Annotated in this window: 15 protein-coding genes and 1 tRNA gene; 8 read left to right on the top strand and 8 right to left on the bottom strand. The window is 71.7% G+C overall.

Features of this window, described 5'->3' with window-relative positions:
• Positions 1–86: 86 nt before the first annotated feature.
• The 6 genes from RBXJA2T_RS14645 to RBXJA2T_RS20970 all read right to left on the bottom strand — a co-directional run bounded on the left by RBXJA2T_RS14645 (position 87) and on the right by RBXJA2T_RS20970 (position 5,066).
• Positions 87–1,061, bottom strand: a complete 975-nt coding sequence (locus RBXJA2T_RS14645) for an MBL fold metallo-hydrolase (protein WP_009858182.1) — start codon at positions 1,059–1,061, stop codon at positions 87–89.
• Positions 1,062–1,174: 113 nt separating this feature from the next.
• Positions 1,175–2,371: a tetratricopeptide repeat protein gene (locus RBXJA2T_RS14640; protein ID WP_009858181.1), complete on the bottom strand. Its 1,197-nt coding sequence runs from the start codon at positions 2,369–2,371 to the stop codon at positions 1,175–1,177.
• 151 nt (positions 2,372–2,522) lie between these two features.
• On the bottom strand, positions 2,523–2,951 hold the full coding sequence (locus tag RBXJA2T_RS14635; protein WP_029718622.1) for an ExbD/TolR family protein: 429 nt from the start codon (positions 2,949–2,951) through the stop codon (positions 2,523–2,525).
• Between the two features lie 12 nt (positions 2,952–2,963).
• Complete coding sequence (locus RBXJA2T_RS14630) at positions 2,964–3,404, bottom strand: ExbD/TolR family protein (protein ID WP_009858179.1); 441 nt, start codon at positions 3,402–3,404, stop codon at positions 2,964–2,966.
• A 96-nt stretch (positions 3,405–3,500) separates the two neighbouring features.
• Positions 3,501–4,307 carry a MotA/TolQ/ExbB proton channel family protein gene (locus RBXJA2T_RS14625; RefSeq protein ID WP_029718621.1) on the bottom strand — a complete coding sequence of 269 codons (807 nt, stop codon included), beginning with the start codon at positions 4,305–4,307 and terminating at the stop codon, positions 3,501–3,503.
• Between the two features lie 96 nt (positions 4,308–4,403).
• Entirely contained in the window at positions 4,404–5,066 is a 663-nt protein-coding gene (locus RBXJA2T_RS20970) for an energy transducer TonB (RefSeq protein ID WP_276525103.1), read from the bottom strand.
• Between the two features lie 525 nt (positions 5,067–5,591).
• Here RBXJA2T_RS20970 and RBXJA2T_RS14615 point away from each other — a divergent pair.
• The 3 genes from RBXJA2T_RS14615 to RBXJA2T_RS14605 all read left to right on the top strand — a co-directional run bounded on the left by RBXJA2T_RS14615 (position 5,592) and on the right by RBXJA2T_RS14605 (position 9,532).
• A complete protein-coding gene (locus RBXJA2T_RS14615) occupies positions 5,592–7,118 on the top strand; it encodes a BCCT family transporter (RefSeq protein WP_009858176.1) in 1,527 nt (508 codons plus the stop codon).
• Entirely contained in the window at positions 7,118–7,810 is a 693-nt protein-coding gene (locus tag RBXJA2T_RS14610) for a MarC family protein (protein ID WP_009858175.1), read from the top strand. Before RBXJA2T_RS14615 ends, RBXJA2T_RS14610 begins: the two co-directional genes overlap by 1 nt.
• 147 nt (positions 7,811–7,957) lie before the next feature.
• Positions 7,958–9,532: a methyl-accepting chemotaxis protein gene (locus tag RBXJA2T_RS14605; protein WP_037290267.1), complete on the top strand. Its 1,575-nt coding sequence runs from the start codon at positions 7,958–7,960 to the stop codon at positions 9,530–9,532.
• Positions 9,533–9,622: 90 nt separating this feature from the next.
• Here the strand turns inward: RBXJA2T_RS14605 and RBXJA2T_RS14600 are convergent.
• Positions 9,623–9,698 (bottom strand) — tRNA-Ala (locus tag RBXJA2T_RS14600).
• A gap of 91 nt (positions 9,699–9,789) precedes the next feature.
• Here RBXJA2T_RS14600 and RBXJA2T_RS14595 point away from each other — a divergent pair.
• The 3 genes from RBXJA2T_RS14595 (at position 9,790) to RBXJA2T_RS14585 (ending at position 12,176) form a co-directional block, all read left to right on the top strand.
• Entirely contained in the window at positions 9,790–10,689 is a 900-nt protein-coding gene (locus RBXJA2T_RS14595) for an aldo/keto reductase (RefSeq protein WP_009858173.1), read from the top strand.
• A 134-nt stretch (positions 10,690–10,823) separates the two neighbouring features.
• The gene (locus RBXJA2T_RS14590) at positions 10,824–11,087 is read left to right on the top strand and encodes a MoaD/ThiS family protein (protein ID WP_009858172.1); all 264 of its coding nucleotides are present in this window, start codon (positions 10,824–10,826) and stop codon (positions 11,085–11,087) included.
• A 12-nt stretch (positions 11,088–11,099) separates the two neighbouring features.
• A complete protein-coding gene (locus RBXJA2T_RS14585; RefSeq protein ID WP_009858171.1) occupies positions 11,100–12,176 on the top strand; it encodes a WD40/YVTN/BNR-like repeat-containing protein in 1,077 nt (358 codons plus the stop codon).
• Here the strand turns inward: RBXJA2T_RS14585 and RBXJA2T_RS14580 are convergent.
• Positions 12,173–12,565, bottom strand: coding sequence for a YchJ family protein (locus RBXJA2T_RS14580; protein WP_009858170.1), 393 nt, complete (start codon positions 12,563–12,565; stop codon positions 12,173–12,175). The two genes, RBXJA2T_RS14585 and RBXJA2T_RS14580, sit on opposite strands and share 4 nt — an antisense overlap.
• 99 nt (positions 12,566–12,664) lie before the next feature.
• Between RBXJA2T_RS14580 and lipP1 the strand changes: the two genes are divergently transcribed.
• Positions 12,665–13,591, top strand: coding sequence for a LipP1 family hormone-sensitive lipase (gene lipP1 / locus RBXJA2T_RS14575; protein WP_009858169.1), 927 nt, complete (start codon positions 12,665–12,667; stop codon positions 13,589–13,591).
• Between the two features lie 31 nt (positions 13,592–13,622).
• Positions 13,623–15,044, top strand: a 1,422-nt coding sequence (locus tag RBXJA2T_RS14570; protein WP_009858168.1) for an MFS transporter, incomplete at its 3' end; no start/stop codon positions are given.

The raw sequence follows: 15,044 nt of genomic DNA, 5'->3' as shown, positions 1-15,044 counted from the left end.
GGTTGATTTTGGCGAATTCGCCGGGGCGCCCGAGGCCCTCCGGGGCTCGGTCCGGGGCCTCGGGACTTGAGCGCTGTTGCGCTTTTTTACGGCTGGCCGGCGCTCTCGCGGTCCAGCCAGACCGCCATGCCCTGGGCGTTGAGCTCGACGTCGAGCTCGAGCAACTGGCGCAGCGGCTCGGGCGCCAGCGTGCAGCCGTGTTCGGCCAGGCTGCGGCGGTAGATCGTGTTCAGCCCCTCGCACAGCGCGGCGTGGCGGGCGTCGCCGAGCGCGGCGACACGCCGGCCCAGCGCCACCATCTCGTCGAGCAGCGCCAGCAGCAGCGCGCCCAGCCGCGGCACGTCGCCGACGCGGCCGTAGTGGGTCAGGAACATCGAACGCGGAGAACGTGCGAGCAGCCGCTCGACCGAGACACGCATCGCCTCGGGGTCGAACTGCACCGGCGTCGAGGTCGGCAGCAGCCAGGCGCCGCGGGCGGTGTCGAACTCGCGGTACGACAGCCCGAAGGTGTCGCCGGTGAACCAGCCGGCCGAGGCCTCGTCCCAGAGGCAGTGGTGGTGGCGGGCGTGGCCCGGCGTGTCGGCGAACTCCAGCGTGCGGCCGGCCAGCGACAGCTGCAGACCGTCGCGGCTGGTGTCGACACGTTCGGCCGGCACCGGCACCAGCGTGCCGTAGTTGCGCCGCATCTCGGCTTCGCCGTAGACCGCGGTGGCGCCGGCCCAGAGCTGCGACGGATCGACGAGGTGGCGCGCGGCGCGCGGGTGGGCCATCACGCGGGCCGCCGGCAGTTCCTGCACCAGCAGGCCGACGCCGCCGGCGTGATCGAGGTGGACGTGGGTCGGAATGACCCAGTCGACGGCGTCGCGGGCGAGGCCCAGCGCGGCCAGCGCCTCGAGGATGCGCGGCACCGCGTGGTTGGTGCCGGCGTCGACGATGGCGGCGCGGCCGCCGTGCAGCACCAGATAGGCGGCGTCGAAACGCGGGCGATGGAAGCCGGTGTCGACGGCGTAGATGTCGTGCCCGCAGGGCTCGACGAAGGAGGGCAGGGCTGGGACGGTCATGCGCCGCATTGTCGGCGCCGGCGCTGCCGTCGGCTGTCGCCTGCGTTATCTCGCGTCACCGCGCCGCGCCAGGCGACGGGCGTGCAGGGCCTCGCGGCCCCGCACGGTCGACCTCAGTGGGCGGCGAGCCAGAGGCGCGCGATGTCGGCGGCGCCGTCGTTGCCCTTCACGGCGCGCAGCGTCTGCGCGGCGGCGGCCTTCTGGCCGGCCTGCGCCTGGACCTGGCCCAGGCGCAGCCGGGCGTCCTCGGGGCGGCGCAGGCCACCCTTGGCGATGCCCTTCTGGATCAGCGCCGCGCCCTTCTCGGCCTCGCCGATCGAGGCGTAGGCGAAACCGACCTTGACGAGGTCGTCGCCGCTCTTCTCGGCGTTGGCGGCGTCGGCCTGCGCGGCGATGTCCGCCTTCTGCTGCGTCGCCTGCTTCTGTGCCAGGTCGCGCAGGCGCTGATGGCGCGTGGCCTCGGCGCCGGTGCCCAGCGCGCCGGCCTTGTAGCCCTGCTCGACGATGCGCAGCGCCTCGCCCGGCAGGCCGGCCTGCAGCGCCAGCTGCGCCATCTCCATGTACTCGTCGGTCTTGCCCAGCGTGCCGGTGGCCAGCTTCAGGCGCATGACGTCGAGCGCAAAACGGTCCGCGAACCCGCTCTTGCGCTGCAGGCGGCCCAGATAGGCCGTCCAGTAGTCCTTCTTCGGGTAGTAGGTGACCAGCTTCTCGAGCGTGCCGACGTAGCCGTTGGTGTTGCCGGTGCGCTGCTGGGCGTCGGCCAGGCGCAGCAGGTCGCCTTCGTCGGGCTTGCGGCCGGCCTGTTCGGCGGCCGTGACGGCGGCTCCGGCGTCGCGTGCGATCGCGTTGTAGTCGCCGCTGGCCGACTGCAGGTAGGCCTGCATCTGCTTGACCGTGGCGCTGTTGTTGCCGGCCGCGACCGCCTTGTTCAGCCACTCGCTGGCCTTGGCGTTGTTGCGCAGCTGGGCGTAGGCGGCGGCGAGCTGCTCGGCGAGCTGGCCGAGCTCGTTGCCGCTGGCCTTGGCGGCGAGCGCCTCGAGGGCCTGCACCGCGGTGGCGTAGTCGCCGGCACGCTGGGCGGCGGCGGCCTTCATGCGGTCGATGGTCTGCTGCTCGGCGGCGCTGCGGCTGCCGACGCTCTCGGCCTCGCGCACCTTGGCGAGCGCCTCGCGCGCCTTGCCGGCCTTCAGCAGTTCGCCGGCCTGCTGCAGCGGCTTGCCGATCTCGGCACGCAGCCCCTGGGCTCCGGCAACGGACAGCCAGCCGGCGGCGACGAGGCAGAGGGCAAGGGTTCGCAGCTTGGTCTTCATCTCTTGGATTCCTCGGCGAACCGCCTGCCAGCAAACGGCACGCCAGGTGGAGGGGTGCGGTAATGTCAAGCGGACGCCGCGCACGGGCTCTGCCCGTGCGCTGGCGTCGCCCCCTCGAGGGGGAGCGGCGCAGCCGCTACGGGGGTGGTCGTCAGTTCATGAATTGCTCGTTGCCGACGATGCCGATCTTGGTCACGCCCAGGCGCTGGGCGCTGGCCATGATCATCGCGACGACCTTGTAGGTCACGAGCTTGTTCGGGCGCAGGTGCACCTCGGGCTGGTCGGCCGCGGCGGCGACGGAGGCCAGCTTGGCTTCCAGCGCCGCGCGGTCGGGCACGATCTCGCCGTTCCAGCCGATGGTGCCGTCGAAGTCGACGTCGATGCGGATGATCTCCGGCGGCTGCGGCGGCGGCGCCGCGTTGTTCGGCGTCGGCATGTTCATCTTCACCGCGTGCGTCTGGATCGGGATGGTGATGATGAACATGATGAGCAGCACCAGCATCACGTCGATCAGCGGCGTGGTGTTGATGTCCACCATCACGTCGTCGTCACCGCCGCCGGAACCTACTTGCATGGCCATGTTGTTCTCCGTTCAGCGCGCCACGGCGCCCGCCGGCGGCTCGGTGATGAAGCCGACCTTGAAGATCCCGGCACGCTGGCAGGCCACGACCACGCGGCCCACGGACTCGTAGCGCACCTCGCCGTCGCCGCGGATGTGGACCTCGGGCTGCGGTTCCTTGACCGCCTCGACCTTCAGCCGCGTGACCAGCGCCTCGATGTCCGGCAGCCGCTCGATGCCCCAGAAGAGCTCGCCGTCGCGGTTGACCGCGATGACGATGTTCTCGGGCTTGGTCTGCAGCGGGATGTTGCGTTCCTTCGGCAGCTCGAGCTTGATCGACTGCGTGACCACGGGAATCGTGATCAGGAAGATGATGAGCAGCACCAGCATCACGTCCACCAGCGGCGTCGTGTTGATCGAGCTGTTGAGCTGCTCCTCCCCGCCGTTCTCGGCGGGGCCTACTTGCATCGCCATCGCGATCTCCTGGAGGACGACGGCCGCCCGGTGCCGCACGCGCTGCCGTGCCCGCAGGCACGGCCGTCGCGGCGGCGGCGGCCGATCGGCATCACGTCAGCGCTTGCCGGCGATCAGCACGTTGTGCAGGTCGGCGCTGAAGCTGCGGACCTGGTCCAGCACGGCCTTGTTGCGACGGATCAGCCAGTTGTAGCCCATGACGGCCGGCACGGCGACGGCCAGGCCGATGGCGGTCATGATCAGCGCTTCACCGACCGGGCCGGCGACCTTGTCGATCGAGGCTTGGCCGCTGATGCCGATGCGCACCAGCGCGTTGTAGATGCCCCAGACGGTGCCGAACAGGCCGACGAACGGCGCGGTCGAGCCGACGGTCGCCAGGAAGGCCAGGCCGTCGGTCAGGCGGCCCTGGATGTTGCCGACGGCGCGCTCGACGCTCATCGTCACCCAGGTGTGCTTGTCGATCGACTCGACCATCGTGCCTTCGTGATGGTCGCTGGCCTTGATGCCCGACTCGGCGATGTAGCGGAAGGCCGAGCCTTCCTCGAGGGCGGTGACGCCGGCCTTCACCGAGTTCGCCTTCCAGAAGGCCTCGGCCGACTCGCGCGCGCTCTTCATCATCGAGCGCTGCTCGTACAGCTTCGTGAAGATGATGTACCAGCTGCCCATCGACATGATGACCAGGATGATCAGCGTGCCCTTGGCGACGAAGTCGCCCTGCATCCACAGCGCCTGCAGGCCGTAGGGGTTGTCCACCGCCTCGTGTTCGGTGGCTTGGGCCGGGGCCGTGGCCGCCGGCGGGGCGGCGGTGTCAGCCTGGGCAAGGGCGGGTTGGGTGCCGAACGTGGCGACCAGCGCGACCATCATCGCCGCCAGCGACGATCGCATCAGTTTCATCAAGGACATCGTGCCTCCAAGGGGAAAGAACGCCGGCTCGAGCGCCGCACGTGGGTAAGAGCGTCGCCGCGCACCACGCGGCGAAGCGCAACAACAGGGGCCTCGCTACTCGAGGTTCCAGACGTATTCGACTTCGGCCTGGCCGCCGATCGCGTTGCCGTGCTCGTCGGTGCCGGGCCTGAACTGGCACTGGCTGAGCTTGTTGATGGCAACACGGTCGAGCAGCTTGTGCTCGCGCGAGGGGCCGGCCGAGCGCACCAGTTCGGACGCCGAGACGCGACCGCTGGCGTCGACGGTGAACCGGACCTTGGTCGTGCCCGTCGCTTCGGCGCGCACGGCCGCGGCGGGGTAGTCCTCGCGCGTCGGCGCGCAGGAGCGGGCACTGATGATCGTCGGGCGCACGTTGCGCGGCGCCGGCGGCGCCTCGGCACGCGGGACCGTGACGGCCTGCGGCGGCGGCGCGACCGTGGTCGTCGTGATCGTCGGCGCCGGGGTCGGCGGCGGGTTCACGTTGACCTCGGGCGGCGGCACGAACGACGGCGGCGGCGGCGCGAACTTGGGCGGCGGCGGGAGGTTCTCCGGCGGCGGGGGCTCCGGCGGCTTCACCTCCTCGATGATCTTGGTCTCGATCGGGGCCTTGATGACCTCGACCATGCGCTGCGCTAGACCCGAAAGCAGTGCCCAGCCCAGCAGCAGGTGCAGGGCGAGGACGATGCCGATCCCAACGGCGTGCTTGCCCGGGTTTCGTTGTTGCTGGGCGTAATCCACTCAGAATCCTCCAGGAGTTCCGACACCGCCATCCGGTGCCCGAACCCGTGACCAACTTCTCACGCGGCCTCGTGGACCGCAGGCGGCCTGGTCGACCGCGAAGCGCGGGACTATATCGCGAAAGTCAAGCCGTCCCGTCTCGTGACTTGCCCCGGATCACGCGGGGCCGACGGCATGCCCACGAACCTTTGCAAGTTCGGGGCCAGCATTCTGCCGCTGGGTGGAGTGCGCAGCTTGTTCGTTATGCGAACACCCCCGTGCCGGCGCCGCATATCGCGCCGACGGTCCCGTGAGCCGGTGTCCCGGCCGTGACATCGAGGCCGGAAAACGGCAATTTGCGCTCCCGTGCGGAACTTCGGCCGTGTCGGGCGGCTCCCTTTACGGACCATGCCCGTCGCCGGCCGGTCCCGCAGGGGCCCGGGCGCGCTTCGCGGGCCACCGGATCGCCCCCGTCCTGCATCGTTCCTCCCTGGAGCCCCTGCGCGGCGGCGTGCGTCCGGCAGATTCAAGAGGAGGATGTTCCCGATGCAGTTGTTCCTGTCCGCCGGCCTGATCGCGGCGATCGTCGCCTGGGGCCTCGTCGCCCCGGCGTCGCTGGGTGCGGTGTTCGACCGCGCGCTGGCGACGATCACCGTGCACTTCGGCTGGCTGTACCTGTGGGTCGTGCTCGGCCTCGTCGTCGTCTGCGCCTTGCTGGCCTTCAGCCGCTACGGCGACCTGAAGCTCGGCGCCGACGACGACGAGCCCGAGTTCTCGCGCGGCACCTGGTTCGCGATGCTGTTCGCCGCCGGCATGGGCATCGGCCTCGTGTTCTGGGGCGTGGCCGAACCGATCTCGCACTTCGTCGCACCGCCGCCGGGCATCACGCCGGGCACGCCCGAGGCGGCCAACGCCGCGATGCGCTACGCCTTCTTCCACTGGGGGCTGCATCCGTGGGCGGTGTACGGCGTCGTCGCGCTGGCGATCGCCTTCTTCACCTTCCGTCGCGGCCGTGCCGCGCTGATCAGCTCGGCCACCGAGTCGCTGCCCTGGCGCGGCGTGCGCGTGCTGTCGCCGCTGTTCAACGTGCTCGCGGTCATCGCCACCGCCTTCGGTGTCGCCGCGTCGCTGGGCATCGGCGCGCTGCAGATCAACAGCGGCCTGAACGCCGTCTTCGGCGTGCCGGTGGGCACGCTGCCGCAGATGCTGATCATCGCCGTGACGACGGCACTGTTCCTGGGCTCGGCCCTCACCGGGGTGACGCGCGGCATCAAGTGGCTGTCGATCGTCAACCTGCTGATCGCCGCGGCGCTCGCGCTGTTCGTCTTCGCCGTCGGCCCGACGGTGGCGATCATCGACACCTTCACGACGACGCTGGGCGCCTATGCCAGCGAGTTCGTGCGCATGAGCCTGCGCATGACGCCGTTCCGCGACAGCGGCTGGGTCGGCGGCTGGACCATCTTCTACTGGGCCTGGTGGATCGCGTGGTCGCCGTTCGTCGGCCTGTTCATCGCCCGCGTCTCGCGCGGCCGCACGATCCGCGAGTTCGTCATCGGCACGGTGTTCACGCCGACGCTGGCCGGCTTCCTGTGGTTCGCGATCTTCGGCGGCACGGCGCTGAACCTGCAGATCTTCGGCGGTGTGCCGATCGCCGACGCGGTCAAGGCCGACGTCTCGACGGCGATGTTCGCGATGTTCGACGCGCTGCCGCTGGGCACCGTGATGTCGGTCGTGGCCACGGTGCTGGTGCTGGTGTTCTTCGTCACCTCGGGTGACTCGGCGACGCTGGTGCTGGGCATCATGAGCTCCAAGGGCGAGCCCGACCCGAAGGGGCGCGTCAAGCTCGTCTGGGGCCTGCTCGTGGCCGGCATCGCCGCCAGCCTGCTGCTGTCCGGCGGCATCAAGGCGGTGCAGACGGCGACCATCGTCTTCGCGCTGCCGTTCACGCTGGTCATCGTGCTGATGACCGCCGCGTTGTGGCGCGCGGTGCGCGAGGACTGGCAGGCCGAGCAGCGCCGCGAGCGTGAACTGCGGCGGCGCCTGCGCGAGATGGTCGGCCCGGGCCCGCTCTGATGGGCGTCGAGGCCGGGGCGCTGCTGCTGGCGTTCGGCAAGGGGCTGCTGTTCGCGCTCGCGACGCTGCTGCCGATCGTCAACCCGGCGGCGACGGCGCCGATCTTCCTCGGCCTGACCGAAGGCGCGAGCGACACGACGCGGGCGCTGCTGGCGCGGCGCATCGCGCGCAACATGTTCGCGCTGCTCGTCGGCTCGATGCTGGTCGGCTCCTACGTGCTGGACTTCTTCGGCATCTCGCTGCCGATCGTGCGTGTCGGCGGCGGCCTGATCGTCGCCGCCACCGCCTGGCGCATGTTGAGCGTCACCCCGGCGACGATCGAGTCCCGCAGCGACATCGCCCAGGCCTTCACGCCCGAGCAGGCGCGGCGCCAGGCCTTCTACCCGCTGACCTTCCCGATCAGTTGCGGGCCGGGCTCGATCGCTGCGGCGATCACCGTCGGCGTGGCGCTGCACGACACGACGATCTCGGTGTCGCTGGCGCGCATGGGCGGGGCGATCGCCGCGCTGGTGCTGATCGGCGTCGTGCTCTACGTCGCCTTCCGCTACGCCCGGCTGCTGCTGCGCCCGCTGGGCGAGGCCGGCGCGGTGGTCTTCCTGCGCCTGTCGGCCTTCATCCTGCTGTGCCTGGGCGTGCAGATCGTCTGGGACGGTGTGAGCGAGCTGCTGCTGAGCGTGCTGCGGCCGCTGTAGCGGCCGGCCGGTGCGCCGCAGCGTGCGATGTTGCCGTGCGGCGTCCTCAAGCGCATCCGCTGGCTGCCGATACAGCGGCAAACGCTGGGGAGTAAACCATCAGGCTCCTTGGACCGGCTTTCGCAGCCAGCATTCCTTGGGGGATTTGTGGGACTTCTTCGTGACATCCGCATCGGCGTGCGCCTGGGCGGCGCATTTCTCGGCCTTGTCGTGCTGCTCGCCGTGACCGGGGTGATCGGCCTGAGCAGCCTGCAGGCCGCGCAGGCGCGGCTGGAGTCCGTCTACGGCGACCGCGTGGTGCCGCTCAAGCAGCTCAAGCTGATCGCCGATGCCTATGCCGTCAACGTCATCGACGCGGTGAACAAGGCCAACGCCGGGCGCATGCCAGCCCAGGAGGCCGTCCAGCAGCTGACCGCGGCCCAGGGCGTGATCGCCCGGTCCTGGAAGGACTACATGGGCACGCGGCTCACCGAACAGGAGGCGCGACTGGCGCGCGAGGCCGAGCAGCTGTTCGAGCCGGCGAACCGCGACATCGAACGCGTGCGCCAGGCGCTGCAGGCGCTGTCGGGCTCCGCCGCCGGCCAGCTCGGCCAGTTCGACGGCGCGCTGTACGACAGCGTCGACCCGATCAGCGCCAAGATCGCCGAGATCACCGAGCTGCAACTGCATGCGGCCGAGCAGGACGTCGAGGCCGCATCCGCGACCTACGCCTGGACCCAGGCGGTGATCTTGGGCGTGACCTTCGCCTCGGTGCTGCTGGCCGCCGTCGGCGGGCTGGTCATCACCCGGTCCATCACGCGCCCGGTGCAGGAGGCCGTGCTCGCGCTGCAGGCGGTCGCGGCGGGGGATCTGGGGGCCCGGGTCGAGGGCTCGTCCAAGGACGAGGTCGGCCAGCTGCTGGCGGCGCTGCGCACGATGAAGGAGGAGCTGTCGCAGATCGTCGGCACGGTGCGCGCCAGCAGCGACAGCGTGGTCACCGCGTCGACGCAGATCGCGCATGGCAACCAGGACCTGTCCGGCCGCACCGAGGAGCAGGCCAGCGCGCTGCAGCAGACCGCGGCGACGATGGACGAGCTGGGCAGCACGGTGCGCAACAACGCCGACAACGCCCGCCAGGCCGACCAGCTCGCCCGGGCTGCCGCGCAGGTCGCCGCCCAGGGCGGCGAGGTCGTCGGCCAGGTGGTGACGACGATGGCCGGCATCAGCGACTCCAGCCGCAAGATCGGCGACATCATCGGCGTCATCGACGGCATCGCGTTCCAGACCAACATCCTGGCGCTCAACGCGGCGGTCGAGGCGGCGCGCGCCGGCGAGCAGGGCCGTGGTTTCGCGGTCGTCGCCGGCGAGGTGCGCACGCTGGCCCAGCGCAGTGCCGAGGCGGCCCGGGAGATCAAGGCGCTGATCACGCGCAACGTCGAGCAGGTCGGGCAGGGGGCGTCGCTGGTCGACCGCGCCGGCCAGACGATGGACGAGATCGTCGGGTCGATCCGGCGCGTCAGCGACATCGTCGGCGAGATCAGCTCGGCGACCACGGAGCAGAGCAGCGGCATCCAGCAGGTCGGCGACGCGGTGAGCCAGATGGACCAGGTGACGCAGCAGAACGCTGCGCTGGTCGAGGAAAGCGCGGCCGCGGCCGAGAGCCTGAAGGTGCAGGCTCAGCAATTGGCGCGTGTGGTGTCGATCTTCAAGCTCGACGCCGCGGCGGCACGCGCGCTCGCCTGACCCCGCGCCGCACAGCCGCCCGAGGGCGGCTCCTGCGGCGAGCCGGAAACGAAAAAGCCGCTGATCTTGCGATCAGCGGCTTCGTTGTTTTGGTGGAGACGAGGAGGATCGAACTCCTGACCTTCGCATTGCGAACGCGACGCTCTCCCAGCTGAGCTACGCCCCCGAAACAGCTAGCAGTATAGCACCAAAAACGGGCTTGTCATCAAGTCGATGCCCGCGACGTGTCCGCCCGCCCGCGGCGCTATCGTCGCCGCATGGACCCGAACACCTCGAACGAGCCGCACGGCGGCCTGCTGTCGCCCATCGTCGCCGGCTGCTGGCGGCTGCACGAATGGGGCCTGGACGTCGCGGCGCGCGTGCGCTGGATCGAGCGCACGCTCGAGCTCGGCATCACGACCTTCGATCACGCCGACATCTACGGCGGCTACCGCGTCGAGGCGCTGTTCGGCGAGGCGCTGGCCGCCGCGCCGGGGCTGCGCCAGCGGCTGCGGCTGGTCAGCAAATGCGGCATCAAGCTCGTCGGCGAGGCGCGGCCGGCGCATGCGATCAAGTCCTACGACAGTTCGCGTGACCACATCGTCGCCTCGGTCGAGGCCTCGCTGCGGGCGCTGCGCACCGACCGGCTGGACCTGCTGCTGCTGCACCGGCCGGATCTGCTGGCCGACCCCGACGAGGTCGCCGCCACCTTCGACGCGCTGCGCCGCGCCGGCAAGGTGCTGCACTTCGGTGTCTCCAACCACACGCCGTCGCAGTTCGCGCTGCTGCACCGGCGGTTCCCGCTGGTGACGAACCAGGTCGAGCTGTCGCCGCTGCAGATGCAGGCGCTGGCCGACGGCACGCTGGAGCAGGCGCTGGACCTGGGCCTGCCGCCGATGATCTGGTCGCCGCTGGGCGGCGGCCGGCTGTTCCGCGGCGACGACGAGCAGGCGCGGCGCGTGCGCGCAGTGCTCGAGGCGCTGGGCGCCGAGCACGGTGTCTCGGCGGCGACCGTCGCCTATGCCTGGATCCTGCGCCACCCGTCGCGGCCGGTGCCGATCACCGGCTCGTCGCGCATCGAGGCGCTGGCCGAGGCGACCGCGGCGCTCGCGCTGCGCCTGCCGGCCGAGGCCTGGTACCGCGTCTGGCAGGCGAGCATGGGTCACGAGGTGGCCTGAGACCTCAGGACTTGTCCGGGGCTCGTTCCCGCTTGGCGGGACCGGGCGCCAGGCCGAAGGGTGCTCCCGTGATCCCCTGACGGCGGCGCGGTCTCGCGTTCGGCGCGGTGGCCTCGGCGCCGCATGATGCGGCGGTGCCGCGTGTCGTCTTCACCCCGCAGCTCGCCCGCTTCGTCGGCCCGGTCGATGCGGTGCAGGCCGACGCGGCCACGCTGGGCGAGGCGCTGGAGGCCGCGTTCACGTGCCACCCGCGGCTGCGCGGCTACGTGTTCGACGACCAGGGCGCGCTGCGCGCCAACGTCGCCGTCTTCGTCGACGGGCGGCGCCGCACGGCGCTGGACGACACGCTCGCGCCCGCCAGCACGGTGCACGTGCTGCAGGCGCTGTCCGGAGGCTGAAAGGGGACTACGATGGACCACGACCGCGCCTGGGCCGCGACCCGCAAGGGCCTGTTCGAACTGCGCCACGACGGCGCCGGCGCCTGGCGCGTGGCCGGCGTCTCCTTCCTCGGCGAGCCGGTGTCGGCGCTGCTGCCGCCCGACGCGCGCGGCCGCATGCTGGCGGCGCTGAACCTGGGTCACTTCGGCGTCAAGCTGCACGCCAGCGACGACGCCGGCGCGAGCTGGCACGAAGTCGCCGCCCCCGTCTATCCGCCGCAGCCCGAAGGCGCGCCGGGGCCGGCCTGGACGCTGGTGCAGGTCTGGACGCTGGAGCGCGACCGCGGCACCGTCTGGGCCGGCACCTTGCCCGGCGGGCTGTTCCGCAGCGAGGACTTCGGCGCCTCGTGGCGGCTGGTCGAGGCCTTGTGGCACGCACCCGGCCGTGCCGAGTGGTTCGGCGGCGGCTACGAGGTGCCGGGCCTGCATTCGGTCTGCCCCGATCCGTCGCGCCCGGGCGCGCTGCTGGTCGGCGTGTCCTGCGGCGGCGCCTGGGCGAGCGAGGACGACGGCGCGAGCTGGGCGCTGGCGGCGAGCGGCATGCACGCCGAGTACATGCCGCCCGAACGTGCCGACGACCCGGCGGTGCAGGACCCGCACCGCATCGTGCGCTGCGCCGCGGCACCCGAGGTGCTCTGGTGCCAGCACCACAACGGCATCTGGCGTTCGGGCGACGGCGCGCGTTCCTGGCAGCGTGTGCAGGCGCCGCTGTCCTCGTTCGGCTTCGCCGTCGCGGTGCACCCGCGCGAGCCCGGCACCGCCTGGTTCGTGCCGGCGGTGAAGGACGAATGCCGCGTGCCGGTGGGCGCTGCGCTGGCCGTCAACCGCACACGCGACGGCGGCGCCAGCTTCGAGACGCTGCGCGCCGGGCTGCCGCAGCGCGACTGCTACGAACTCGTCTACCGCCACGCGCTGGACGTGGCCGCCGACGGCACGAGCCTGCTGCTGGGCAGCACGACCGGCGGCCTTTGGGCCAGCGTCGACGGCGGCGAGCAGTGGCACACGGTGGCGACGACGCTGCCGCCCATACACGCCGTGCGTTTCGGTTAGCGCATCTCGCCGTCGACGTAGAACCAGCGGCCGTCCTCGCGCACGAAGCGGCTGGTCTCGTGCAGCCGGAAGGCGCGGCCGGCGAGTTTGCTGCGGGCGACGAACTCGACCGTCGCGGTGTCGCCGTCTTCGCGGGCGCGGCGGACCTCCAGGCCCAGCCACTTCAGGCCGGGCTCGAACTCGACGCTCTCCGGCCGCGTGCTGGCGTGCCAGGTGGCCAGCAGATAGGGCTCCAGCGCCAGCACGTAGGCGCTGTAACGCGAGCGCATCAGCGCCTCGGCGCTCGGCGCCGCGGCGCCGGCATGCCAGCGGCCGCAGCAGTTCTCGTAGTCGGCCTTCAGGCCGCAGGGGCAGGGGGTCATCGTCTCGTCCTCGGGCGGCGCGAGCATACGGCGGCGGCCGTGCGGCCGGGATGCGCTGGCTACACTCGGGCGCCGCCGGCCGCCGCACGCGTCGCGTGCACGCCACCGTCCCGCCAGGAACTCCCGATGCTCGACCCCCAAGCCCGCGCGCTGCTGGACCTGATGATCGACAAGCGTGTGCCGCCGGTGCACACGCTGCAGCCGGCCGAGGCCCGGCGCTTCTACGCCGAGCGCCGCGCCTTCACCCAGCCCGAGCCTCCGTCGGTGGCCGAGGTGCGCGACCTGGCCACCGACGCCGGCCTCGCGCTGCGCCTGTACCGGCCGGCCGAGGGTGTGCTGGCGCTGCTCGTCTACTTCCACGGCGGCGGCTGGACGATCGGCGACCTGGACACGCACGACGTCGTCTGCCGCACGCTGGCGCTGGCTTCGGGCTGCGCCGTGCTGTCGGTGGACTACCGCCTGGCGCCCGAGCACCGTTTCCCGGCCGCCGTCGACGATGCCGTCGCCGCCGTGCGCTGGGCGCGGCGCGAGGCCGCCGCACTCGGCATCGACCCCGCGCGTGTGGCCGTCGGCGGCGACAGCGCCGGCGGCAACCTGGCTGCGGTGGCGGCGATCGCCGCACGCGATGCCCACGACCCGCTGGCCGCGCAACTGCTGATCTACCCGGTGACCGACATGCGCGCCGTCGCGCCTTCGCACGCCGCCAACGGCCAGGGTTATCTGCTGACGAACGACAGCATCGCCTGGTTCCGCGGCCACTACGTGCCCGACGAGGCGCAGTGGACCGACTGGCGCGCCTCGCCGCTGCTGGCGCCCGACCTGAGCCGGCTGCCGCGGGCGCTGGTCATCACCGCCGGCCACGACCCGCTGCGCGACGAGGGCCTGCAGTACGCCGACGCCTTGTCGGCGGCCGGCAACCGCGTGCAGTACGTCGGCTTCGAGCGCCAGATCCACGGCTTCGTGACGATGGGGCGTGTGCTCGACGAGGCGCACACCGCGCTCGCGCTGGCCGGCGGCTTCCTGCGCGAGGCGCTGGCGCCGGTGGCGGCCTGACGGTGCGCCGGCTGCTGCCGCAGGGGCGCCGATGAGCGGCGGCCACCCGAACCAGTTCGCGCTGCTGGCCCAGCGCCGCTTCGCGCCGTTCTTCGCCGTGCAGTTCCTCGGTGCCGGCAACGACAACCTGTTCAAGTTCGCCTTCACGGTGATGGCGACCTACGAGCTGCAGCTGGCCTGGATGCCGCCGTCGCTGGCCGGGCTGGTGATCGGCGCGGTCTTCATCCTGCCCTTCGTGCTGTTCTCGGCCACCGCCGGGCAGCTCGCCGACAAGTACGACAAGGCGCTGCTGGCGCGCTGGGTCAAGTCGCTGGAGATCGCGATCATGGCCGCCGCGGTCTGGGGCTTCGTGCGCACCGACGCCGTCATGCTGCTGGCCTGCGTCTTCGGCATGGGGCTGCACTCGACGCTGTTCGGCCCGGTGAAGTACGCCTACCTGCCGCAGCACCTGGACGAACGTGAGCTGACCGGCGGCAACGGCCTGGTCGAGATGGGCACCTTCGTCGCCATCCTGCTGGGCAATCTGGCCGGCGGCCTGCTGATGGCGGTGCCCGAGGCCGGCGCGCGCCTGGTGGCCGCCGCCTGCCTGGGCGTGGCGCTGCTCGGCCGGCTGGTGGCGCAGGCCGTGCCGCGCTCGCCGGCGCCTCAGCCTGATCTGACGATCAACTGGAACCCGTTCAGCGAGACCTGGCGCAACCTGCGGCTGGCGCACGGGGACCTGGTGGTCTTCCGCTCGCTGCTGGGCATCTCGTGGATGTGGGCCTTCGGTGCGGTCTTCCTGTCGCAGTTCCCGGCTTTCGCCAAGGACGTGCTGCACGGCGACGAGCAGGTGGCTTCGCTGCTGCTGGTGCTGTTCTCGGTGGGCGTGGGCGTCGGCGCGCTGCTGTGCGAGACGCTGTCGCGGCGCCACGTCGAGATCGGGCTGGTGCCGCTGGGCGCGGCCGGCATGAGCGTCTTCGCCGTCGACCTGTATTTCGCCGCCCACGCGCTGCCGGCCTCGGCGCTGATGCCGGTTTCCGCCTTCGTCGCCCAGCCGGCGCACTGGCGCGTGATGGCCGACCTGGTGCTGCTGGCGCTGGCCGCCGGCGTCTACAGCGTGCCGATGTACGCGCTGATCCAGCTGCGCAGCCCGGCGACGCACCGCGCCCGCATCATCGCCGCCAACAACATCCTCAACGCGCTGTTCATGATCGCCAGCGCGCTGGGCGCCGGTGCGCTGCTGGGCGCGGGGCTGTCGATCCCGGGTGTGTTCCTCGTCGCCGGCGTCGTCAACGCGCTCGTTGCCGGGGCCGTGTTCTGGTTCGTGCCCGAGTACCTGCTGCGCTGCCGCGCGCTGCTGCACGGGCGGCTGGTGCGCCGGCTGCGTGTGACTGGCTCGGTGCTGCCGCCGGCCGACGGCGCCGCGCTGCTCGTCGGCCCGGCGCCGGCCGGCGCCGACCTGCTGCTGCCGGCG

This window comes from Rubrivivax benzoatilyticus JA2 = ATCC BAA-35, assembly GCF_000190375.1.
Classification (GTDB): Bacteria; Pseudomonadota; Gammaproteobacteria; order Burkholderiales; family Burkholderiaceae_C; genus Rubrivivax; species Rubrivivax benzoatilyticus.
Note: the sequence above shows the minus strand (reverse complement) of the source record. Positions and strands in the feature narration are given on the sequence as shown.